We start from the raw sequence: 21,396 nt of genomic DNA, 5'->3' as shown, positions 1-21,396 counted from the left end.
TCATTCCTGCTCCTGTCTTTTATTTCTCAGCGGATATTTGCAATCCGCTTTCGCTGCCTGCTCATAGCCAAACAACCGTTCCGCAACTTCTCCCATATGATCTGCTGCTCCGGTTTTCCCGTTGCCATTCATGGTCAAGAAGTTTCCGTACACTGTGACAGCATGCAAATGTTTGATACCGATATCTTCCCCAAAATGAAAAAAAAGATGCGGAAATCCAGCACTCTCTGAATTTCAGCATCTTTTTCATTTCCATATTTTATTTCCATATCTGCGTTTCGCGCGTTACGATCAGCCCTCAAACGGCTTTACATCTTTGACTGCTTCCTTCGGAATGATCTCATGGTCCTCATCATCGATATCGATGAGTTTATACTTGTCGTTGCCCATGTGGAGTTCCTTCATATAGGAAAGCTGGCGAAGACCATGGCGGGTCTCCATGCGCTCTACGAGATCTTTATGCTGATCTTCCTTTAATGCGTACACAAGGTCCACGGAAGCCTGATCCGCGGCAAGGATATCGCGGGACGCAACAATTCCGATGTTCGGTGTTACGACCGGAGCAGCCGCACATCCTTCACAGTCACAGGATACGGACATGTTGCGGAGAACATTCACGAATGTGATGTGTTCACCGAAATGGTCCACAACTGATTTCGTGGATTCCGCGATGCGCTCCATAAGCTCTTCCATGCTGATGCTCCACATATTGTCGGAACCCTCTACTGTATGGATCATTCCCTTTCCGATCCGTCCGTCCGCACAGCCGATCCCGATATTCTTATTGGAACCGCCGAAACCGCCCATCGTGTGACCTTTAAAGTGAGTCAGGACAACCAGGGAATCATAATCTGCAAGATCTTTTCCCACAGACATCTCGGTAAACCATTTTCCGCCCTTTACCGGGAACATCGTCGTTCCGTTCTCATCCAGGATATCCACCGGGCAGAATGTCCAGCCATTGACCTTTAAAGTCTCTCTGTGCTGTTCTGTCGTATAGCGGTCTCCCTCATAATATGTATTCGTCTCCACGATCGCTGCATCCGGAAGATCCTTCTCGACCAGTTCCTTCACCCATGTATGCGGGATGATATTCGGACCGTTCTTCTCGCCTGTGTGGAGCTTGATCCCGATCTTTCCCTCGATCTTCTCATTGACGCGCTCGTAGATCTTTCTCAGACCTTCCGGGGAGAGATCTCTTGTAAAGTATACAACAGACTCCTCCCCCGTTCTCTCTTCATATGGAATATAATGTTCTCCGCCGGTTCCCGGTAAAATTTTCTGTGCCACAATGTCCTCCTTTTTGTGATAAAAAGTTTGCGGCTGTTCTTTTACACAGCCGCATAAGTTCATTTTCTGATATGATTATAAAACTTAAACTTAGGTTTAAGTCAAGGACTTTTTAGCTAAAATATTGTAAAATACAAAAGCATACGAAGAGACCGTTCGACTGTATAAGATCCGAATTTTCCTAGAATCTCCAGAAAAATTTCACCATTCCGAGTACCCAGCTCGCAAAGACCCCATAGAGGATCACCGGTCCGGCGATCGTAAAGATCTTGCAGCCGATCCCGAAGACATGGCCCTCCGCCTTATATTCGATTGCCGGCGAAACCACCGAATTTGCAAAACCGGTGATCGGAACGAGCGCTCCGGCACCGCCGAATTTTACGATTTTCTGGTATATATGGGTTCCCGTGAGGATCACGCTGAGTCCGATGAGACTTAAGGTTGTCCATGATGCAGCGCTCTCTTTTTCGATACCGAAAGACATATAGACAGAAGTCAGAATCTGCCCCAGCATGCAGATCAGTCCGCCGACCAGGAATGCGCGCCAGAGATTTTTCCAGGTGTTGTGGACCGGCGTCACCTGCTTTACATAGTTTCCGTATTCTTTTTTGTCGATCTCCATAAGTTTCACCTCATAATTTTCAACTCAGACACACATACACTCCGGCGCAGAATTTCAACCGGCACAGACTGACAGGCACTTTGCAGGATTTCTCTGCAGCCATGGGCTTTTTGCTGCCCGAAAGCAGCTTTTCATTATCCGAAATCTCTTATAAAATACACTGCTGCCCCAAACGCTTTCCCCGCTGCCACAGCCAGGATCACATACTGAAGTCCCACCGCAAGCCGGATCCGTCTGTTTAAAACAGGGAGCGCCTTTAACGTCTCCGCAAGTGACATCACGAGACAACCGACAAAGATCCCCACAGACATGCCGCATATTACAAGCACGATTCTCCCAGGAAACGGAAACGGTACACGGTAGAGATCCGCCAGATTTCCCCATACTCCCCCGAGGATCAGCAGTGTCTCATAGAGCAGCACATGTTCTGCCGTGTGCGTCACACCGATGAGCCGCGGAAAAACACCGATGATCGCAAGAAAGGCAAAGATTCCGGCCGCGATGACAGCACCCGCTCCGAGACCCGCAAACGCCAGGAGTCCAAGTCTAAGATACATCGATCCCCGACTCCTTTCTCCCGCCGTTTTTGATCAGCGTCTTATTCAGGTTTTCCTCGTACAGGCGCATCTCCACCTCGATCGGAGTCGGATCCACCGTGATCTTCCAGGATGCAAAATGATTGAAAAACAGCAGGATTCCCACTGCAAGTCCTACGGAGTAAGATGCCTCGAGGATCGTCGGCCCGTCCGCCCGTGTCCCAATGACCATCTCGTAGAGCTTCGCGAATACATCCGTCACATTGGCGTCATTGTTGAAGGTCATGATCGCAAATGCTGCCCCGAAAAAAGCCACCGCAGAGACAAGTCCCGTCTTCATCCACTCCCAGAGGCGGCTTTTCCTCCTTTTCGCCCGGTATGTGACAACAAAATCTGTTTCTCCGAGATTGTCCACCTGGATATTCTGCCCGGCCTTCTCGATCTTTTCCACAAGATCCATGACGTTTCCGACATAGGCCGCCTCCTTTCCCTCTCCGGAAAATGAGGTGACCTTCACGGCTTTCGCCTTCGCCTCCGCAGCCCTGTCGCTGCTGTGGACATCTGCGATCATCCCCAGATACACTTCTGTCTCGTAAACCTCTTTCACCTGAGGGATTTTTAAGTAGACAGTCGTACTGCTCATGCCTTCCACGGCTTTCTTTCCACGTCCTCAAGTGTCTTTAAGATCCCTGTGACACTCCCTTTCCGGACTGGAGCTTCCGCCCCCGGAACCATCACAAACGTCCCGGACTGCTCCGCATGTTTCGCCGGAACCGCCACAAGAAAATACCAGAACACAAATACCAGAACCGCCAGCGCCAGCACCGCAAAAATAATCTCCACATAGTCTTTCAACGGTTTCATTTCACATTCCACCTTTTCATCCAAACTTTTCTGTCAGGAGAAGGATGCGCAGGATGGAATGGTTTTATGCAAGGTTTTATTTGCGGCCTGATTTTTTTCTGTCTTAACCTAAGTTTTTGTATCTCATTTTCCAGCACATATTTATAAATCTGTCGTTCTTGTTCACTATCCGGCATTTTATCGGCACTATTCGGCACTTTTTTGGGGGGTATCGAGATCACTCCCCCATCATCCTCTCCCGCATCTCCCGCAGGATCTTCTTCTCCAGCCGTGACACCTGAACCTGTGAAATTCCAAGTCGGGATGCGATTGCAGTCTGGGTCTGGTTTTCAAAATAGCGCAGCTTTATGAGCTGCTGTTCCCGCTCCCCGAGGTCAGAGAGAAGCTCTGACAAAACGATCCTGTCCAGGACGCGGTCGTTCTCCGATGTCTTTTCCGCGATCTTATCGGCCAGACAGCCGCCGGTCCCGTCCCCGGGATCAAACGGTTCATAGATGGAGCCGACTCTCGCCCCGGCTTCCATGGATGCCGCCACCTCCTCACGGCTCGCCCCCACGGACTTTGCAAGTTCCTCCACGGTCGGCTCCCGCCCGAGATCCGCTTCCAGCTTCTCTCTCGCCGCTCCGACCTTCCCGGCAAGCTCCTTTAACGGCCTGCTGACCTTGATCATGCCGTCGTCGCGGAGAAACCGGCGGATCTCCCCGAGGATCATCGGCACCGCATACGTTGAAAACCGGACGCCAAGCTCTGTGTCAAACCGGTCAATGGCCTTCATGAGCCCGATATTTCCGATCTGGAACAGATCTTCCACTTCCGTTCCACGGCCCGCAAACCTCTTTACAATACTCCAGACAAGTCCTGCATTCTCCATAACGAGCCGGTCTCTCGCCTCTTTATCCCCTGCGTGTGAACATTTTAAAAGTTCCGCAGTGTCCGCCATCTCGTCACCTGCCGATCTTCTTTTTCATCGTGACGGAGGTTCCCTTTCCCGGCGCGGAGACGACCTCCACCTGGTCCATAAACGCCTCCATGAAGGAAAATCCCATGCCGGACCGACCGTCCTCCGGGCATGTCGTGAACATCGGCTCCATCGCCTGCTCCACATCCGCGATCCCGACGCCCTCGTCCCGGACTGTCACGGAAAACAGCCGCTCTTTCTCCCATGCTGTCGCAGCGAGAGTTATTTTCCCTTTCCCGCCCCGGTATCCGTGGATCACCGCATTCGTTACCGCCTCCGAGACTGCCGTTTTGATGTCATCCAGCTCTTCCAGGGTCGGATCCAGGCGGCTCGCAAAGACAGCCGCGACAACTCTCGCAAACTCCTCATTCTCGGACCGGCTCTCCATCACGAGTTCCATCGTCTCACACGCCGCCGTCTCCTCGCCTTTCCCATTCTGCACATTCTTCACCGTCGTCTCCATCCCTATACCTCCCTGCTGTAGATCGCTTCTTCCTTTGACTCATACTGGTGCATCAGTCCTAGGATCCCCGCAACCTTCAGAACGCGCATGACCTGCGGGCAGGCGCCGTAAAAGCTTGTGTGCCCCGCCTTCATCTGCTTGTAGCAGTTTAAGAGGACTCCGATGCCGGAGCTGTCCATAAACCGCGTCCGCGTAAAATCAAAGATGATCCTGGAGACATAATTTTCCGCCATCAGAAGATCTGTCTCATAACGCAGATTCCTGCAGTTATGGTGGTCAAACTCCTTCGGCAGATGAATGATGAGTGTCGGACCTTTCGCCTCGTATACAAATGAATCTTCCATATGTTCTTCCTCTCCTTTTCTATAATCTGATTATTTCCGGCCAAACAAAAAGAGACCTCACAGCTTTTCTTCTGTAAAGTCTCTTGATCATTTTTATTTGATTTCTAGTATCCCCGCTCCGTCTTCGCCTTCTCCGCAAACTCCGAATCCGCAAAGTTCATGATGACCTGTCCGAACATCTGGTTCGCATTGTCGGTGTCGCCCTTTGACTTGTACACCATGCCCATGTCGTAGATGACTTCCGGGTTCTTGTCGTCGATCTCCATGTATTTTTCATAATAGTGGAGCGCTGTGTCATAGTCACCGGCAGCTGTGGACTGAGCAGCCGCCGCCATAAGGACCGCCGGGGCATTTGTGTCCATGTCCGCTTTGATCTCATTTAAGATCGCCACAGAACTGTCATCCGTGATCTTCGACTGATCCATGTCCACATAGCTTAAAACCGCCGTGTTCATGTCCCCTTTTCGGTACGCATCGAGGATCTTTGCGAGTGTCGCATACTGGTTTACCGTGCTTCCTGAATCCCCCTTCAGGTCATTTAACTGACCTTCCGCGTCCTCCTTCTGCTTCTGGTAATCCTCAACCTGGAGCTTTAACTTGTCCGTCTCCTGGTTTGCGAGATTCAGCTTATCCGTGTAGGACTGCATCTCCTGATTATGTTCATAATTGAGCGCCCGCTCTCTCGCCGGCATGATGAGGAATACGACCATGACCGCGCCCAGGACAAGACCGATACCGATATTGATGATCGACTGCCAGCCCGTATTCTCCTTATAAGTCGGCGGCAGGATCACATCATCATCCTGCATTTCCCGGTGGGAGAACGCATTTTTCAGCTTTCTCTTTTCCACCTCCGCCTTTCCGGTATGCTCTTTTACATACTCCATGTACCGGGTGGCCTTCTCGTTGTTGTTGTCGATCTGGAGCACCTTGACCAGGGACTTTCCCGCCTTCACATAATCGCCGTGCTCCATGTAGAGGAGCGCGAGGAGCAGATGCGCCTTCACGAAATTCGGCTTCTCATCGACGATCCTCTTTAACTGCAGGACAGCGAGATCATCGCTGTCATTCTGCGCATAAAACAGTGCCTGGTTGAATTTCTTCACCATCTGGCTCGCGATCTCCAGCTGTCCCGGCTTTCTCTGCACCTCATCAAGGTAATGGTCCGCGCGGTTGTTGTCCGGCTGGAGATTGATGCTGATGACCCACTGGATCAGCGCATCCGACGTCTCCCCCATCTCGTAAAAGATGAGTCCCAGAAGGTTTCTGGCATCCGTGTGGTATTTATTAAACTGCAGGGCACGCTTTAAAAATCTCGCCGCCCCGGAAAGGTTTCTCTCCTTTGCCATTTCCAGACCACGGTTATAATAGCTGTTCGCCGCGTACTGGATCTTCTGCATTTCATCCATATATTACTTTTCCTTCTTGATATCCTTCATGATGTCCATCATGATGTCAGCCATATCTGTGAGGTCACTCTTTACGATCGCATCGCTGACCGCCTCGACCTCCAGACTCGGTTTAAAACGCTCGATCTCTTCTTCAAAATTGATCATATCTGTATCTCCTTTATCGCTGCAGTCTGTTCCATGCACGAGACCGCCGCTCCTGCTGCCGCTTTCGTATCTTCCGCGGCATCCGTTATCACTTTTCTCTGCCTGAGTTCCCGAAACACTCCTTCACTTCCCCCGCCAGATACAGCGATCCGGCGATCAAAGTCAGATCATGTTCCCCGTGAATGCGGAACAGACGGTTTAACGCCTCTTTCACATCCGGACAAACCAGGATTTCCGTTTTTTTCCCGCATTCCTGATCGGCAAGCACTTTTGCCGCCTCCTCCAGTTCCCTGACGGAAAGCGTCCGATGGGACTCCATCTTCGCAAGGATCCAGAAATCCGGCTGCAGACGCTCTCTGATCTCTGCCAGCATCTCCGGGTACTTCTTGTCCGCGGAGACCGCAAACAGGATCCTCACATGATCCGGATCCCGCAATTTCTTCAGCCTGCAGGCCGCATCCAGGAACGCCCGGATCCCATCTTCATTGTGCGCCCCGTCAAGGTATACGCCCGGACAGATCTGTTCCATCCGCGCGGGCCATTTTGCTTTCCGAACCCCCGCCTTCGCCTGCTCCGGCGTCACCGGAAGTCCCGAGACATCTAACGCCCGGATCGCCAGCGCCGCGTTCATAAACTGGTAAGGCGCCTCAAACGGGATCTCAAACGGTACCTCTCTGCCGCGGTAAGACAGCTCCAACAGATTTCTGTCCAGCCGGGCAGCCTCATCAGCCTCCATACCCGCGAGACGGGTTCGGATCCCGCGACCTGCCGTCTCCGGCGTCACAGGAAACTTTTGTACTCCCAGCTCCTCAGCCTTCGCAGAAATCACCGCTGCCGCCTCCGGAGAACTGCAGTCATATACCACAGGATGGCCCCGCTTTATGATCCCCGCCTTGTGCGCAGCGATCTCCGCGATCGTCGATCCCAGAAACGCCGTGTGATCGATGCTGATGGACGTGATGACCGAAACAAGCGGATCCTCCACCACGTTCGTCACATCATATGTACCTCCCATTCCCGTCTCCAGGACCAGAACCCTCACACCGGCATTCCGGAAAATACAAAGTCCCATGTAAAACAAAAACTCAAAGTAGGTAGGATGAACCTCTCCCCGCGCAGTCCATTTCTCACATACAGCCTGCACCTCCAGAAACGCCCTTACAAAATCCGCCTCCGGGACCATCACCCCGCCGATCAGAAACCGCTCCCGGATATCCACCAGATGCGGCGAAACAAACGTTCCGCACGGGATTCCCGCTTCGCAGAGCATTGATGTCAAAAAAGCACAAACCGAACCCTTTCCGTTCGTCCCGGCAACATGGATCACCTGAAACTCCCGGTCCGGATCGCCCAAAAGCCCGAGAAACTCCCGTATCTTCGGGATCCCGCTCTTCTTCCTCGCATACCCCGGGATTGCCTCGATCTGATCCCACGCGTCCTGCATCGTTATGTACTCCAAGAAAACTCCTCCTCGTCGTGACCTGCTTCTCCCACATATGATACCCGTTTCTCCTGCGTTTTGCAACCCAAACATATCGGAACAATTCGACGCATTCCAGCAAAACTCACCACACATGGACATTCACCGCCATCACCGAGCAAAGCGCCCGGGAGCTTAGAGGAACCATCCCCGCATCCCCGGGCACTCCTGTCCGGACGCTCACCGCGTACTTCCGCCAACCTCTCAGACAACCTTCCCTTCAAAACAGAACAGCCACAGGTAATAAACACCTGCGGCTGCCCCTATATCATCAGCACTTTCGCGCTATCACTTACTTTCCAAGCTGCGCCAACCGAGTTTTCACCTGCTCCATCATCTCTGTATACTTCTGAAGCTTCGCTCTCTCCTCATCGATCTTCGCCTGCGGCGCCTTGCTCACAAACTTCTCATTCGCAAGCATTCCGTTTACACGCGCAAGCTCCTTCGTAAGACGCTCCTCTTCCTTCTTCAGGCGCTCCGTCTCCTTCTCGATATCAACAAGCTCCGCAAACGGCATATAGATCGCTGCCTTCGGGATCACTGCGGATACAGCATCCTCGCCGATTCCTGTCTTATCCTTCTGGATCACAACCTCATTCGCAGAAGCAAGCGTACTGAAGAATACACGGCTGTTCTCAAAAATCTTTGTGAGATCAGCATCCTCAGTCACAACGAACACCTTCGCCTTTCTGCTCGGCGGAACGTTCATGGATGTGCGCACATTACGGATCGCGCGGACAGCCTCCTTGATGACCTCGACTGCATGCTCATCCTCGGCGAAATTCCACTCTTCCTTATATACCGGCCAGGAGGAGATCATGATGGACGGCTCCTCATCCTGTAAATTGCAGAAGATCTCTTCCGTGATAAACGGCATGAACGGATGTAAAAGCTTTAAGGAATTGATCAGGACTGTCTTTAATGTCCAGATCGCCGCTGCCTTCGTCTGGTCCTCATCGTTCCAGAGACGCGGTTTTACCATCTCGATGTACCAGTCACAGAACTCCTCCCAAACGAAATCGTAAACCTTCTGGAGGGCAATTCCGAGCTCGTACTTGTCCATGTTTTCCGTAACTTCCTTCGCAAGATCATTGACCTTGGAGAGGATCCATTTATCTGCTGCCGTAAGGTCACTGAGCTTCGCCTCGCCTGCCGGTGCCTTCTCGATATTCATCATGATGAAACGGCTCGCGTTCCATACCTTGTTTGCGAAGTTTCTGCTGGCCTCGACTCTCTCCCAGTAGAAACGCATGTCGTTGCCCGGTGCGTTTCCTGTCATAAGCGTCATACGGAGAGCATCCGCGCCGTACTTGTCGATCACCTCTAACGGGTCGATACCGTTTCCTAAGGACTTACTCATCTTGCGTCCCTGGGAGTCACGGACAAGACCGTGGATCAGGACGGTATTGAACGGGCACTCGCCTGTCTGCTCAAGTCCCGAGAATACCATACGGATGACCCAGAAGAAGATGATGTCGTATCCGGTGACGAGAACGTCTGTCGGATAGAAATACTTCATCTCGTCGGTCTCCTTCGGCCAGCCGAGTGTGGAGAACGGCCATAACGCGGAGGAGAACCAGGTATCGAGGGTGTCCTCATCCTGCTTTAAATGTGTGCAGCCGCATTTCGGGCACTTCTCAGGCATCATCTTCGCAACCGTCATCTCACCGCACTCTTCACAGTAGTAAGCCGGGATTCTGTGGCCCCACCAGAGCTGTCTGGAGATACACCAGTCGCGGATTCCCTCGAGCCAGTGGAGATATGTCTTACCGAAGCTCTCCGGAACGAATCTTAATTTGCCGCTCTTTAAAGCCTCGATGGCCGGTTTTGCCATCTCGTCCATCTTTACGAACCACTGCGGTTTTACCATCGGCTCTACGGTTGTGCCGCAGCGGTCGTGGGTACCAACATTGTGGCTGTGCGGAACGATTTTTACGAGAAGACCCATTTCCTTTAAGTCCTCGACCATGGCTTTTCTCGCCTCATAGCGGTCCATGCCGAAGTATTTGCCCGGAACATTGATGGTCGCGTCATCGTTCATGATGCAGATCTCTTCCAGGTTGTGGCGTTTTCCAACCTCAAAGTCATTCGGGTCGTGGGCCGGTGTGATCTTTACGCAGCCGGTTCCGAATTCCTTATCTACATACTCGTCAGCGATCACCGGAATCTCGCGGTCTGTGAGCGGAAGCTTTAACATCTTTCCGATGATATCTTTGTAACGCTCGTCCTCCGGGTTTACGGCAACGGCAGTATCGCCGAGCAGTGTCTCCGGTCTTGTCGTCGCAATCTCAACGAATCTTCCCTCTTCGCCTACGATCGGGTAGTTGATGTGCCAGAAGAAGCCGTCCTGCTCCTTGTGCTCAACCTCAGCGTCGGAGATGGATGTCTTGCAGACCGGGCACCAGTTGATGATCCTGGATCCTTTGTAGATATATCCTTTTTCATAAAGGCGTGTAAACACTTCTAAAACAGCCTCAGAACAGCCTGCGTCCATCGTGAAGCGCTCTCTGTCCCAATCCGCGGAGGAACCGAGTTTGTGGAGCTGCTTGATGATCCTTGTGCCGTACTCCTCTTTCCACTTCCAGGCCTCTTTTAAGAATCCCTCACGTCCGAGGTCGTTCTTGTTGATGCCCTCTTTCTTTAACTTGTCGATAACCTTGACCTCGGTAGCGATGGCTGCGTGGTCAGTACCCGGCTGCCAGAGTGCCTCGTAGCCCTGCATTCTCTTGTAACGGATCAGGATATCCTGCATCGTGTTGTCAAGAGCGTGTCCCATATGAAGCTGTCCTGTGATGTTTGGCGGCGGCATTACGATCGTGAACGGCTTCTTGCCCTCACGTCTTCCTCTCTCCGCATCTGCATGGAAATACTTGTTGTCCAGCCATTTCTGGTACAGGCGGTCTTCAATGTCCGCCGGATTGTAGGTCTTTTCCAGTTCTTTCATGGTCTTCTCCTTATTCTTTTCTACATCTGTTTTCTTACGATGGCATATTCATCATCAAGCTGGTAGAACCCGCAGGAAAAATCACTTCCCCGAAGGAACGCAGACATCTCGTCCTCGTCCAGATCCGCCTCGCAGACGTAGTAGCCATACTCTTCATCATATGTGTAAAAGGCGCAGGTCTCGCAGTTTGTGATTTGTACTTTTTTCTGTTTGGAATCTTTCTTTGTCATCGTTTTGTACTCCTGTTGCCGGTGCCTTTTGTTTTTCCGGAAATCCTGCCGGACTTTCCCGCTAAAACAAAAACGCCCTCTGCACATTCATGCAAAGGGCGAATCACCGCGTTACCACCTTTATTCACCATCCCCAGGACCTTCCGATCCTTCAGACAGTATCTCATTTGTTCTTAACGAGGTTTCTCCCCGGGAACAGCTACTTTCCGTTCACTGCTCCGGCTCCGAAGCTACCTTCCATTTCCGCATTCCCAAACCGTCTTCCAGCCAATGGACAGTTCTCTCTGGAGGCGCAAAAAATGTACTCCTCTTCTTCCCAGCTTTTCACTTGTTTCCCAGACCGGCTCTTTCTTTCATCCGGTTCGCTTCACAGCCGCAAATATTTTCCGACTGCTCTTTCCTAATATAGTAGAATCCTGATAAAATGTCAAGGAAAAAGTCAGCAAAATCCACCACTGTCCCTGTATCACACAGGATTTTCCGGTCCAAAAACTTCTGCCCGTGAAAATGATCTTACAGCATTCTCCTGTATTCCATCTTCCAGCGGTTCAGCACATCCCCCGCCGCCGCGATCCGGCCAGCCGGGTCTTTCTCGAACACAGCGGCAAGTTTTAAGGTCTCCGGCGCTTTTTCCGCCTCTTCCCTTGCCTCCTTCACTTCCTGATCCCAGACTTCCTTGTCATCCTCCCCGATCATCTCCTGGAACTTATCTTTTAATTTAAGCTCCGGATTCAGCGCCGTGAGGAAGTACATGCGCTTCACATACTCCGCCTCCGCCTTTGCATTCCAGGCGTTCTCGTAGGCATGCATCGCCTTCTGGTAGCAGAAAAGCTTCGCATAGCAGGCTGCAATGTTGTTCCAGACTTTCCCGCGGAAATCCCCGGAGAGATGGCGTCCTGCCCCGTCTAAGATCTGCTCGTAGATCGTGACTGCTTTTCCGAAGAGATCAAGACCGTAAAAATAATCCGCACGGCGTTTCTTGTATTCTTCCTCCGTGAGTTTCTTTAATCCGTTTACCGTCTGACGGTAAGCAGCCTGCTCCTTCGGGGAATAATAGTTGCACTCCTGAAGGATCAGATACAGGATCTCCTCCGTCGCACCGCGGCTCTCCATCCATTTTTCGATCTTCTCCGCGAGGAACGGCATGCGCAGCTCACTCCGGAGGAACTCCGTGAGGCGGCTGTCGATAAAGTCCTCCAGAACCAGCAGCGGGTTATTGTAGATCACATAGCAGAGCTCCTGGGAAGAATAGATATGGATCCCAAGATCTTCGATATAAAGAGGAATCTTCACAGGCTCCTGTCTGCAGAGAATCAGACTCATAACGTCACCTCCTGGCGGACCACCGCGTCCGTCTTCGGGAACAGCTCCCCGAATCCCTGGTCTGTGAGCTTGACCACCATCGTCTTCTCATCGATGAAGCCGACAGCCACCCGGATCTTCGTCGTCTTATTCGGACGCTCCGGGAATCCGTCAAGGGCAACCTTCACCTGGCGTTTCTTTTTCGGCTCCTGCTGCGGCGTGATCGTAAACGTGATCGCACGTTCCCCGTCCGGGATCACTTCGACCACACTTCTCGCCTCATACCAGCTCTCACCGGCAGATGCCAGGACGAGCTCCGACTTCGCGTCCCGCTTCATGACCTCCATGGAGACCGTGGACCATAATTTGCCCTCACAGAGGCAGACAAATGACGGGGAATCGCTCTCGTTTAAGTATTCCTCCGCCTTCATGGCAGCGCCCTTCGCAAAGAGAGCCGTCTCCACAAAGACTCTTCTCCTGTTGCAGATCTGTTTCATGAATTCCGGCGCCCAGTCTGTTCTCGCAAAGCCTTTTCCCGTCAGGAAGATCGAGGAAAAGATCTTTTTCTGCAGAAAACGCTCCCCGCAGGCGCAGAGGATCTTATCCGCCATCTTTGCCCCGGAGCCTGTATCCAGGACGCTCAGGCTAAAGCCCTCTTCCAGCTCCTCGTGCTCCGCCATGGCCGTCATCTGGCGGGGTCCTCTCGTGACCTTCAGTTCATAGTAGCGCAGATCTTCATCCGACAGGGAGAACATCCCCACCTGGCCTCCCCAGACGTCTCTCCTCTGGTTTAACACATAGTGGACAAAACATTCCGTGTGGCTTGCGATATGGATGCATCCCTTCGGAACGCCTAGGGCCTCCACGCTGGCCGTAAGACCTTCTAAAAGCTTCATCTCCATGTTTTTCAGGCTGATGACCAGCTCGTCGATCTTCTGCCCGCCGTACTCTGCCCGGACCATGGCGAGGATGCTGCCCAGGAATCTCTGCAGCAGCTCCATTCCGCCGTATTTCACGCCTCCGATAGTGGACGTTCCTTCTTTTGCCGCCAGGCTCAGGAGCTTGTCAACGATGACTCCCTCGCCCACCAGCGTATATTTGTACGCATCTTCCCCCACATACCACTCTTCCGCAGCCTTCTTTCTGCAGATGACGGTCGGGAGCATCCACGCATCCTCACGCCCCAGGACAGCTGCCTGGGTGTAGTTATCGCAGAGGTCGATGCCAATGATCAGTTTCTCCATTCCTTTGTCCTCGTTACGCCAGACGGAACAGTTTTTTCGCGATCTGACTGTCCGTCACATATTCTGTCATGCTTTCTTTCAATTTCCGGTCATCCTTCATTCCGAGATAGAGATTCATGGAATTCAGAGCCGTAAAGCGGTTGCCTTTGTCCCCGGTCGCCGGTTCGCTGCAGGTCACTTCGCCCTCCGCCTTCTTCACCATCGTTCCGTCCTCATTCTCCCAGATCTCGTATTCCATGATCTCGCCGTCAAATAAGAGCTTCTGACGCACATAGATCCCCTTATAGACCATGTTCATCTCTTCCTCATGGAACTCTTCCTCATCCGGCAGGATCCGGATCTTTAAGATCGGTCTTCCGTCCGGCCGTCCATGGTACTCAATGATCTCCTTGTCCATGACTTCGCCCGGCATTTCCACATATCTCGCCAGATCCTTATACCACGCAAATACCATGCCGCGTGCGGAGAGAATATCCATCATCCGGGAGAGAAGCTCTTTCTGCTCCTCGGAGATGGATGCCTGGCCAGAGTAGAATTTTGCCAGTGCCAGAAGATAGATTTCCGGGACTTTCCGAAGCTCCATCCCATGGATTGCGCCTTCCAGGTACGCAAACACTTTATCCCCCGGGACGACATCCCGCAGAAAATACTCCGTACACTTCACCGTAAAGTACGCCTTCACAATCACATCGCTGGTCTCTTTTCTCGACGCATAGAGATCAAATACCGTGTCCATATGTTTCTCACAGCCGGAGAACAGGTACTGGGCAAGCAGGCGCTCCTCCAGATCGTATGTCTCCACATGGGTCTTCACAGCCTCCGCAAGGATCCGGTACATGGATTCGCCGCTGCCGTTATAATGTTCACAGAGATAATCAAGGATCACGCTGTCTCCGTGACCGTCCGCGAATACGCGGCCCGCGAGGTGGAGAAGCAGCTCATCCTCCTCGAACATCCGGTCCAGGATCAGCTGGGATACAAGGGCCGCAAGCCGTTTCACGCGGATCTGCTCCTCGCCGAACTCTTTGATCATCTCGTAGGCCTGGACCATGTAACTCTGGACGATCAGCGTCTCGCAGACATCCACACGCTCCGGTCTGGAGAGTGTCTTTTTATCAAGTTTTAAGAGGTACGCACCGCCCTCCGCGTCCATCACCTCATCATCGCCTGAGAGAGCCGCGCGGTAATAGGAAATGATCCTCGTCAGCATCTTCTGCTGATAGGCAGGTTTCACCGGGAGGTTGTCCAGAGCCGTCTCGAGCTCAGTCACATCCTCTTTATCGAGATCTTTTTTCTTCATGATCTCCAGGCACGCCTTCATCTTTAACATCGGGTGCTCCGGATACATCTCAAAGCATTTTTCTTCCAGTTCTTTCTCGTCGAGAACCGGTTCTTTCGTATATTCCACGTCCAGATACCTGTTTCCGAAGGTATCCTGGAACATGATCACACTGTCCTCAAAAAACAGCGGCACATAGGCCGTCTGGTCCTGCAGTGGGTAAGCGTCCTCGCCGGTCAGGATCTCGTTGGAGACGATCACATATTTCATCGCCGAATCTTTGACCCGGATCCGGTTCGCCTTTAAGATCCCCGGTAAGACCCGCGCCACCTGTTCATCGATGATGTCCCGGTAGATGATATGTTTGTAGATCACCGCGAGTCTCTTATTGATCCGGGACTCGAAAAGCTGCTCCATGGCAAACTTTTCCATCTCGCGCTCGTATTTTTTATAGAGCGGATCATCCTGAGGAATATAGGCAGCCACGTTCGCGTAGAGAGCCGCCCGGCTCTTCTGGTCCAGGTGGGCGCTCTCGTAGGAGAAGTATAAAAGGACCTGGCGCGGCATCATCTGCTCGTAGGAATCCGGAAGCGCATAGAGGAAATATTCATAGATCCTCGTGAGACTGATCTCCTGGCTGATCCCCTTTTCATACCACGAAAAGCTCTCTTTTCCGCGGACATTTCCCTTGATCAGGAGACAGCATACCGCAGTCAGCATCTCCTTCGTCGGATACTTTTCATAAAGCTTTGCGAGCAGTCTGTAATACAGGCGGTGGAAGAATTTCGCCCCCGGCGCCAGCGCACAGATCCGCTCCGCCAGTTCCTCCCCCACAAGTCCGTTCATCGCCCCGTAGTAGAGAGCGTGGATCTCAAAGACATCCATCGTCTTTAAAAGCTCCGGGTTCTTCCCGAAAAGCCGGATCGTCTCGATATAGAGGAACGGGCTGCGGCAGCCGTTCTTATACTGCATCTTAAAGCTCTCCGCGAGCGCTTCCTCCTCCTCATACATCTCCGGCATCATTTTCAGCTGTAAAAGCTGCAGATAAAATCTTCCGTTGGCATCCTCCAGTTTCTTCCGGAACAGGCGGATCACCGCGTCCTTTTTCTCCTCATCCGGCTCCAACCGGTACTGAAGGTACTGATAGTAGCAGTAAAGTGTTCCGAGACGGTCTCTCAGAGCCGCGACCGTCTCCCAGGAATCATCCAGGCATAACGCTGCCTGATCCGGTCTTCCCGCATCCAGATACGTCTCCGCCTGGAGTAAGGACAGGATCACGGAACCGCCGTTTGCGCCGCGGATCGCATCCAGCTCATTCTGGATCTTTCCGAGAACGAGTTTTTTGTCGTAAAGTCCGCTCTCATAAGCTTCGCGGAGTTTCATATACCGGCAGACACCGGCCTTGCTGATCTCGCCCTCGGCGCGCTTTTTCTCCGGTTCCTCTCCCATCGCCTCGATCCGGATCACCGTATCTCCGTGGACCGTGAGAAGACGGATCGCACCCAGGTTCTTTCCGCGGTGCATCCGCTCCGGATGGATCCGGAAGCGGAGATCCAGACGGTCATCCTCAAAATCCGCCTGAGTGATGACTTTTTTCGGGATCTCGATGAAATCACCGTCAGCACGGACTTCCATATAGATATATCCCCAGGTGTTCTTCCGGAGGACTACTTTATCGCTCACGATATCCTTCGGTCTGTCGTAGACCTTTTTCGCCGTCGAAAGAGTCAGTTCGATCGGCTCCTTCACGCCTGCTGCCAGGAAGAACTCTTCCAATGCATTCTGGCGGTTTCCATGTCCCTTCAATCCCTCATAGATCGTGCGGATCTTCAGGTCCTTAAAGAACGGCGCTTCCGTAAAATCCCGGTACTCCATAAGTCGCAGCGCCAGATCCATATCTCTTTTTGCCAGCTCCACAAAGTCTTCCATCGTCTTCAGGGTTGACAGGACACGGACGGACTCGATCATCTCGACACGAAAAAGAAAAGGGACCTCCAGTTCTCCGCTGTTCGTGACAAGCGTGAAGTTTCCCCTGATCAGGTCTCCGTTCTCGCACCAGGAGGTGTCGACCTCGTAGACAATATGGTTTCTTAAGCCTCCGAAGGCACTCTTTAAGATCCTTACACGGCTGTGGCTTGAGTAGGCAAGACCTTTGATATACAAATTATTCTCGCTTGCCAGGTATAGTTCTCTTTTATAAACTGTATCGCTCCCCAGAGTCTCCTCGACCTTCGCAGGTTCAAGGAACAGCTTCGGCGTCTCCGCGTCCACGATTCCTCTGGAAAGGCGCATGATCCGTTCTCTCATATATTCATTCACCTTAAATTCATTATCCGATACCCGATCGCTCTGCGCCCCGCGCTTTTGCGATCTGCTGAAATATTCGTGGTATCATCATAGCACATTTTCCGTTCAAATTCACTACAATTTTCGACCTTTTTCATGGGAAGCCGGAAAAAGGACTTGAATCCGTTCAGTGAAACCTGTAAAATAGATGTATTCGCAAAGATTTTTACAGACTCTAAAATAAAGGAGCAACCCCTATGTTATCTGATCCGATCACGCTCTACAAACTGATGATCTTATATATGCTGGACCATGTCAACTTTCCGCTGACAAACTCCCAGCTCACGGATTTTTTCCTGGATCATGAATATACAACGTATTTTACGCTCCAGCAGGCATTAAATGAGCTGAAAGAGGCGGGGCTGATCCGGATGGAATCCACCCACAATTCCTCCCGCTACGAGATCACAAAAGAGGGTGACGACACGCTCTCCTTCTTCGGAAACAATATCTCCCCCGCGATCATCGAGGATATCGACAGCTACTTAAAAGAGAACAAATTCCGCCTCCGCAACGAGGTTGGCGTCATCTCCGACTTCTATAAATCAACAAACCAGGACTACATCGTTCACTGCGAAGTCCGGGAGGGAAAATCCATCCTCATCGGCTTCGATCTCTCCGTCCCCGACAAAGACCAGGCTGAGACGATGGCCAGCCACTGGAAGGAGCGGAGCCAGGAGATCTACTCCTATGTGATGAAAACGCTGATGAAGGGATGATATTCAAAAGCGGCATTTCCACAGATCATGTTCTGTGGCAATGCCGCTTTTTTGTTTACATTCTCTTATTCCTGTTCCTTCTTTGCGTTTTCCGCTTCCTTCGCAGCCTTTTTCGCAGCCCATTCCGCGGCTTTCTCCGCCTGGATCTCCTCCTCGGCGGTCAGAAGATCTTCTCCGGCAGCCATCTTGTCGATGAGCGTCCAGATATCCTCTCTTCCCTGCTTGGTCTCAGCGGAGAACGGGATCAGGATATCCTGTTTCTCCATTCCGAGACCGGTCCGGATGAGTTTTACCTGTTTCTGGATCTGGCTCCGCTTGATCTTGTCAAGCTTCGTCGCAATGATGACCGGGCGGAAGCCGTTGTAAACGATCCAGTCGTACATAGTCTTATCGTTGGCAGACGGCTCATGACGGATGTCCACGAGAAGGAAGACGCATTTTAACATCTGGGACTTATGGAGATAATTCTCGATCATCTTGCCCCATTTTACCTTCTCAGACTGCGGAACTTTCGCGTAACCGTAGCCGGGGAGATCCACGTAATAGAGATCTCCGTTGATGTTATAAAAGTTGATCGTCTGGGTCTTTCCCGGCTGGGAGGACGTTCTCGCCAACGCTTTCCGGTTCATGAGTGCGTTGATCAGGGAAGATTTTCCCACGTTTGATTTTCCCGCGAACGCGAACTCCGGCAGCGTATTCTCCGGCAGTGTGCTCGTCACACCGCAGACGGTCTCAAGTTCCACATTTCTGATAACCATTCCTATTCTCCTTCTATCTGGCTGGTGCAGCTTTCCTGTATCACGCGAACGCTTCGCGCACCACGTCGTCCATGGTCTTCACGAACACGATCTCCATGCCCTTCGTGATCTCCTTCGAGATCTCCGCCATATCCGGCCGGTTCTTGTCCGGCACGAGCACCTTCTTCATATGTGCCATTCTCGCCGCAAGTGTCTTTTCCTTTAAGCCTCCGATCGGCAGTACACACCCCCGCAGAGTGATCTCGCCGGTCATTGCAACGCTGGCGAGGACCTTTTTGCCGGTCACTGCGGAGAGCATCGCAGTCGCCATCGTGATGCCCGCGGACGGGCCATCCTTCGGCACCGCACCTTCCGGAATATGAAGATGCAGATCATGTTCCTTAAAATATTTGCTTTCCACACCGTACCGGTCAGCCACAGATCTTACATACGTCAGTGCGATCTGCGCGGATTCCTTCATAACATCGCCCATCTGGCCTGTCATCTGGAGTTTTCCGTCGCCCGGCATCACATTCACTTCGATCTGGAGAGTATCCCCGCCAACGCTGGTCCATGCGAGACCTCTCACGATCCCGACTTCATCCTCCTCGTTGGCATTCTCGAAGGTGATCTTTTCTTTTCCGAGATACTTCTGAAGATTTCCCTCTGTGATATGCACGGATTTCCGTTTTTTCTCAAGGAATTCTCTTGCCGCCTTCCGGCAGATCTCGCCGATCCGGCGCTCTAAGTTCCTGACTCCGGCTTCCCTCGTGTAGTTGTGGATGATCTTTTCCAGCGCTTTATCGCTGAAGGAGAGCATTTCCCCTGTGAGTCCGTTTCTCTCTAACTGCTTCGGAACGAGATATTTCTTCGCGATATGGAACTTCTCATTCTCCGTGTAACTGGACACTTCAATCACTTCCATACGGTCAAGGAGCGGTCTCGGGATCGTGGACACATCGTTGGCCGTCGCGATAAAGAGGACTCCGGAAAGGTCTAACGGGATTTCCAGATAGTGGTCGCGGAATTTCCCATTCTGCTCTCCGTCAAGGACCTCAAGGAGCGCAGACGAGACATCTCCCCTGTAGTCCGCGGAGACCTTATCGATCTCGTCCAGGAGCATCAGCGGGTTCGCCACGCCTGCCTGGCGCATCGCATCGGCGATCCGGCCCGGCATCGCGCCGACATACGTCTTTCTGTGGCCGCGGATCTCCGCCTCATCGTGAATGCCGCCGAGGCTGATCCTTACATACTTCTTTCCGAGCGCGCGGGCCACGGATCTCGCAATGGAGGTCTTACCTGTTCCCGGCGGTCCCACAAGGCAGAGGATCGGGCTTGTGCCTTTCTTTGTGAGGGCGCGGACCGCAAGGAATTCCAGAACGCGGTCTTTTACCTGCTCCAGACCATAGTGATCTTCCTCCAGCACTTCCTTCGCATGGATGATGTCCTGATTGTCCCTGGACGTCTTCTTCCACGGCATCTCGAGGACCGTCTCGATATAGGTGCGCAGGACATTTGCCTCCTGGCTTCCGCCCGGCATGCCTTTGAAACGCTGGATCTCTTTTTTGATCTTCTCCTTTGTCTCCTTATCCGCATTCAGCTTTTCAAGCTGTTCCAGATACCCGTCAGCGTCCTCCGCCCCGGCATCATCTCCCAGCTCCTCACGGATGACCTTCAGCTCTTCCCTCAGGATGTAGTCGCGCTGGTTCTTATCGATATGTTCCTTTACTTTTCCCTGATAATCACGCTTGATCATCAGGATCTCGATCTCACGCATCAGATAATACACGATCCGGTCGTAGAGGTGGCTTACATAGTCACATTCCAGAAGCTCCTGCTTTACAGCAAAATCCCACGGGAATTCGTTCGCTGTCTGGGTCAGGAGCGGCTCCAGGTCTGTGATCACGAGGAGACTTCCGATAAAGTCCTTCACCGCCTTCGGGTTCGCGTTTCCAAACTCCTCAAGTTTTTCCTTGACGATCCGGCTCATCGCTTCCTTCACGGTATCCGAGAGCTGCTCCTCCTGCATCGGAGCGTCCTCGATCTCCGCCTCCAGATACTGTCCGTCTTCGAACAGTGTGAGAAGAGCCGCTCTCTCTAATCCTTCCACCATCACGCGCAGGATCCCGTTCGGCATTTTCACGATCTGTTTGATCTGGGATACCGTTCCCATCTGATACAGATCTGCGGCCGTCGGCACCTCCTGCTGTGGATTCCGCTGCGTCACAAGGTAGACCTTCTGGTCTCCCATCATGGCTGTCTCCACCGCGCGGACAGATTTTTCCCGGCTGATATCAAAATGCTGCACCATTCCCGGGAGGATCGTAAGTCCCCGGAGTGCCACAGCCGGCATCGTAATTTTCTTATCTTCCATTCATTTCTCCTGAGCGGAAATCCGTTTACGACATTCCGATCGTCGTGATTTCCGCCTTTTTCTATGAGACAGTTTCAGACAGGTCAGCGCATCCCATCGGATAATGCG

Annotated in this window: 20 protein-coding genes and 1 other annotated feature; of the genes, 1 reads left to right on the top strand and 19 read right to left on the bottom strand. The window is 52.3% G+C overall.

Annotated elements, in window-relative coordinates; all coding sequences use genetic code 11:
* The 17 genes from ACI3EW_RS07025 to ACI3EW_RS06945 form a co-directional block, all read right to left on the bottom strand.
* The gene (locus ACI3EW_RS07025) at positions 1–132 is read right to left on the bottom strand and encodes a hypothetical protein (RefSeq protein WP_275950579.1); all 132 of its coding nucleotides are present in this window, start codon (positions 130–132) and stop codon (positions 1–3) included.
* A 159-nt stretch (positions 133–291) separates the two neighbouring features.
* Positions 292–1,290 (bottom strand): DUF362 domain-containing protein, encoded by a 999-nt coding sequence (locus ACI3EW_RS07020; RefSeq protein ID WP_243022297.1) that lies wholly within the window; start codon positions 1,288–1,290, stop codon positions 292–294.
* 181 nt (positions 1,291–1,471) lie between these two features.
* A complete protein-coding gene (gene spoVAC, locus ACI3EW_RS07015) occupies positions 1,472–1,912 on the bottom strand; it encodes a stage V sporulation protein AC (RefSeq protein WP_118531716.1) in 441 nt (146 codons plus the stop codon).
* Between the two features lie 134 nt (positions 1,913–2,046).
* On the bottom strand, positions 2,047–2,469 hold the full coding sequence (locus ACI3EW_RS07010) for a stage V sporulation protein AB (RefSeq protein ID WP_118296825.1): 423 nt from the start codon (positions 2,467–2,469) through the stop codon (positions 2,047–2,049).
* On the bottom strand, positions 2,459–3,091 hold the full coding sequence (locus ACI3EW_RS07005; RefSeq protein ID WP_118296827.1) for a stage V sporulation protein AA: 633 nt from the start codon (positions 3,089–3,091) through the stop codon (positions 2,459–2,461). Before ACI3EW_RS07005 ends, ACI3EW_RS07010 begins: the two co-directional genes overlap by 11 nt.
* Positions 3,088–3,312: a hypothetical protein gene (locus ACI3EW_RS07000; RefSeq protein WP_118531721.1), complete on the bottom strand. Its 225-nt coding sequence runs from the start codon at positions 3,310–3,312 to the stop codon at positions 3,088–3,090. The genes ACI3EW_RS07005 and ACI3EW_RS07000 overlap by 4 nt, the downstream gene beginning before the upstream one ends.
* 217 nt (positions 3,313–3,529) lie before the next feature.
* Positions 3,530–4,252 carry a SigB/SigF/SigG family RNA polymerase sigma factor gene (locus ACI3EW_RS06995; RefSeq protein ID WP_215702818.1) on the bottom strand — a complete coding sequence of 241 codons (723 nt, stop codon included), beginning with the start codon at positions 4,250–4,252 and terminating at the stop codon, positions 3,530–3,532.
* Between the two features lie 4 nt (positions 4,253–4,256).
* On the bottom strand, positions 4,257–4,670 hold the full coding sequence (gene spoIIAB / locus ACI3EW_RS06990; RefSeq protein ID WP_118297118.1) for an anti-sigma F factor: 414 nt from the start codon (positions 4,668–4,670) through the stop codon (positions 4,257–4,259).
* A 65-nt stretch (positions 4,671–4,735) separates the two neighbouring features.
* Positions 4,736–5,077: an anti-sigma factor antagonist gene (locus tag ACI3EW_RS06985; RefSeq protein WP_405581541.1), complete on the bottom strand. Its 342-nt coding sequence runs from the start codon at positions 5,075–5,077 to the stop codon at positions 4,736–4,738.
* 104 nt (positions 5,078–5,181) lie between these two features.
* Positions 5,182–6,486, bottom strand: a complete 1,305-nt coding sequence (locus tag ACI3EW_RS06980) for a tetratricopeptide repeat protein (protein WP_329752020.1) — start codon at positions 6,484–6,486, stop codon at positions 5,182–5,184.
* Positions 6,487–6,489: 3 nt separating this feature from the next.
* On the bottom strand, positions 6,490–6,633 hold the full coding sequence (locus ACI3EW_RS06975; RefSeq protein ID WP_015554816.1) for a hypothetical protein: 144 nt from the start codon (positions 6,631–6,633) through the stop codon (positions 6,490–6,492).
* A gap of 88 nt (positions 6,634–6,721) precedes the next feature.
* Positions 6,722–8,092 (bottom strand): bifunctional folylpolyglutamate synthase/dihydrofolate synthase, encoded by a 1,371-nt coding sequence (locus tag ACI3EW_RS06970; protein ID WP_182426805.1) that lies wholly within the window; start codon positions 8,090–8,092, stop codon positions 6,722–6,724.
* 313 nt (positions 8,093–8,405) lie between these two features.
* Positions 8,406–11,057: a valine--tRNA ligase gene (locus tag ACI3EW_RS06965; RefSeq protein WP_118531737.1), complete on the bottom strand. Its 2,652-nt coding sequence runs from the start codon at positions 11,055–11,057 to the stop codon at positions 8,406–8,408.
* A gap of 20 nt (positions 11,058–11,077) precedes the next feature.
* Positions 11,078–11,287 carry a DUF6472 family protein gene (locus ACI3EW_RS06960; RefSeq protein WP_021906052.1) on the bottom strand — a complete coding sequence of 70 codons (210 nt, stop codon included), beginning with the start codon at positions 11,285–11,287 and terminating at the stop codon, positions 11,078–11,080.
* Positions 11,288–11,378: 91 nt separating this feature from the next.
* Positions 11,379–11,614, bottom strand: a binding site (T-box leader).
* Between the two features lie 186 nt (positions 11,615–11,800).
* Positions 11,801–12,610 (bottom strand): hypothetical protein, encoded by an 810-nt coding sequence (locus ACI3EW_RS06955; protein ID WP_118320898.1) that lies wholly within the window; start codon positions 12,608–12,610, stop codon positions 11,801–11,803.
* The gene (locus tag ACI3EW_RS06950; protein WP_118531741.1) at positions 12,607–13,833 is read right to left on the bottom strand and encodes a DUF5716 family protein; all 1,227 of its coding nucleotides are present in this window, start codon (positions 13,831–13,833) and stop codon (positions 12,607–12,609) included. Before ACI3EW_RS06950 ends, ACI3EW_RS06955 begins: the two co-directional genes overlap by 4 nt.
* A 13-nt stretch (positions 13,834–13,846) precedes the next feature.
* Positions 13,847–17,419, bottom strand: coding sequence for a DUF5717 family protein (locus tag ACI3EW_RS06945; protein ID WP_118531744.1), 3,573 nt, complete (start codon positions 17,417–17,419; stop codon positions 13,847–13,849).
* A 236-nt stretch (positions 17,420–17,655) separates the two neighbouring features.
* Between ACI3EW_RS06945 and ACI3EW_RS06940 the strand changes: the two genes are divergently transcribed.
* Positions 17,656–18,177, top strand: coding sequence for a DUF4364 family protein (locus ACI3EW_RS06940; RefSeq protein ID WP_118296847.1), 522 nt, complete (start codon positions 17,656–17,658; stop codon positions 18,175–18,177).
* 65 nt (positions 18,178–18,242) lie between these two features.
* Here ACI3EW_RS06940 and yihA read toward each other — a convergent pair whose 3' ends face one another.
* Positions 18,243–18,935 (bottom strand): ribosome biogenesis GTP-binding protein YihA/YsxC, encoded by a 693-nt coding sequence (gene yihA, locus ACI3EW_RS06935; RefSeq protein WP_118296849.1) that lies wholly within the window; start codon positions 18,933–18,935, stop codon positions 18,243–18,245.
* Between the two features lie 40 nt (positions 18,936–18,975).
* Complete coding sequence (gene lon / locus ACI3EW_RS06930; protein ID WP_118531747.1) at positions 18,976–21,288, bottom strand: endopeptidase La; 2,313 nt, start codon at positions 21,286–21,288, stop codon at positions 18,976–18,978.
* Positions 21,289–21,396: the final 108 nt, after the last annotated feature.

The sequence above is a fragment of the Pilosibacter rotomagensis genome (genome assembly GCF_045062245.2).
In the GTDB taxonomy this organism is placed as follows: Bacteria; Bacillota; Clostridia; order Lachnospirales; family Lachnospiraceae; genus Pilosibacter.
Note: the sequence above shows the minus strand (reverse complement) of the source record. Positions and strands in the feature narration are given on the sequence as shown.

Excerpts from the sequence above, each read along its gene's own strand:
- ACI3EW_RS07025 (WP_275950579.1), bottom strand. The coding sequence starts at position 132 with ATGAATGGCAACGGGAAAACCGGAGCAGCAGATCATATGGGAGAAGTT.
- spoVAC (WP_118531716.1), bottom strand. The coding sequence starts at position 1,912 with ATGGAGATCGACAAAAAAGAATACGGAAACTATGTAAAGCAGGTGACG.
- ACI3EW_RS07010 (WP_118296825.1), bottom strand. The coding sequence starts at position 2,469 with ATGTATCTTAGACTTGGACTCCTGGCGTTTGCGGGTCTCGGAGCGGGT.
- ACI3EW_RS07005 (WP_118296827.1), bottom strand. The coding sequence starts at position 3,091 with ATGAGCAGTACGACTGTCTACTTAAAAATCCCTCAGGTGAAAGAGGTT.
- ACI3EW_RS07000 (WP_118531721.1), bottom strand. The coding sequence starts at position 3,312 with ATGAAACCGTTGAAAGACTATGTGGAGATTATTTTTGCGGTGCTGGCG.
- ACI3EW_RS06995 (WP_215702818.1), bottom strand. The coding sequence starts at position 4,252 with ATGGCGGACACTGCGGAACTTTTAAAATGTTCACACGCAGGGGATAAA.
- spoIIAB (WP_118297118.1), bottom strand. The coding sequence starts at position 4,670 with ATGGAACTCGTGATGGAGAGCCGGTCCGAGAATGAGGAGTTTGCGAGA.
- ACI3EW_RS06985 (WP_405581541.1), bottom strand. The coding sequence starts at position 5,077 with ATGGAAGATTCATTTGTATACGAGGCGAAAGGTCCGACACTCATCATT.
- ACI3EW_RS06980 (WP_329752020.1), bottom strand. The coding sequence starts at position 6,486 with ATGGATGAAATGCAGAAGATCCAGTACGCGGCGAACAGCTATTATAAC.
- ACI3EW_RS06975 (WP_015554816.1), bottom strand. The coding sequence starts at position 6,633 with ATGATCAATTTTGAAGAAGAGATCGAGCGTTTTAAACCGAGTCTGGAG.
- ACI3EW_RS06965 (WP_118531737.1), bottom strand. The coding sequence starts at position 11,057 with ATGAAAGAACTGGAAAAGACCTACAATCCGGCGGACATTGAAGACCGC.
- ACI3EW_RS06960 (WP_021906052.1), bottom strand. The coding sequence starts at position 11,287 with ATGACAAAGAAAGATTCCAAACAGAAAAAAGTACAAATCACAAACTGC.
- ACI3EW_RS06955 (WP_118320898.1), bottom strand. The coding sequence starts at position 12,610 with ATGAGTCTGATTCTCTGCAGACAGGAGCCTGTGAAGATTCCTCTTTAT.
- ACI3EW_RS06950 (WP_118531741.1), bottom strand. The coding sequence starts at position 13,833 with ATGGAGAAACTGATCATTGGCATCGACCTCTGCGATAACTACACCCAG.
- ACI3EW_RS06945 (WP_118531744.1), bottom strand. The coding sequence starts at position 17,419 with ATGAGAGAACGGATCATGCGCCTTTCCAGAGGAATCGTGGACGCGGAG.
- ACI3EW_RS06940 (WP_118296847.1), top strand. The coding sequence starts at position 17,656 with ATGTTATCTGATCCGATCACGCTCTACAAACTGATGATCTTATATATG.
- yihA (WP_118296849.1), bottom strand. The coding sequence starts at position 18,935 with ATGGTTATCAGAAATGTGGAACTTGAGACCGTCTGCGGTGTGACGAGC.
- lon (WP_118531747.1), bottom strand. The coding sequence starts at position 21,288 with ATGGAAGATAAGAAAATTACGATGCCGGCTGTGGCACTCCGGGGACTT.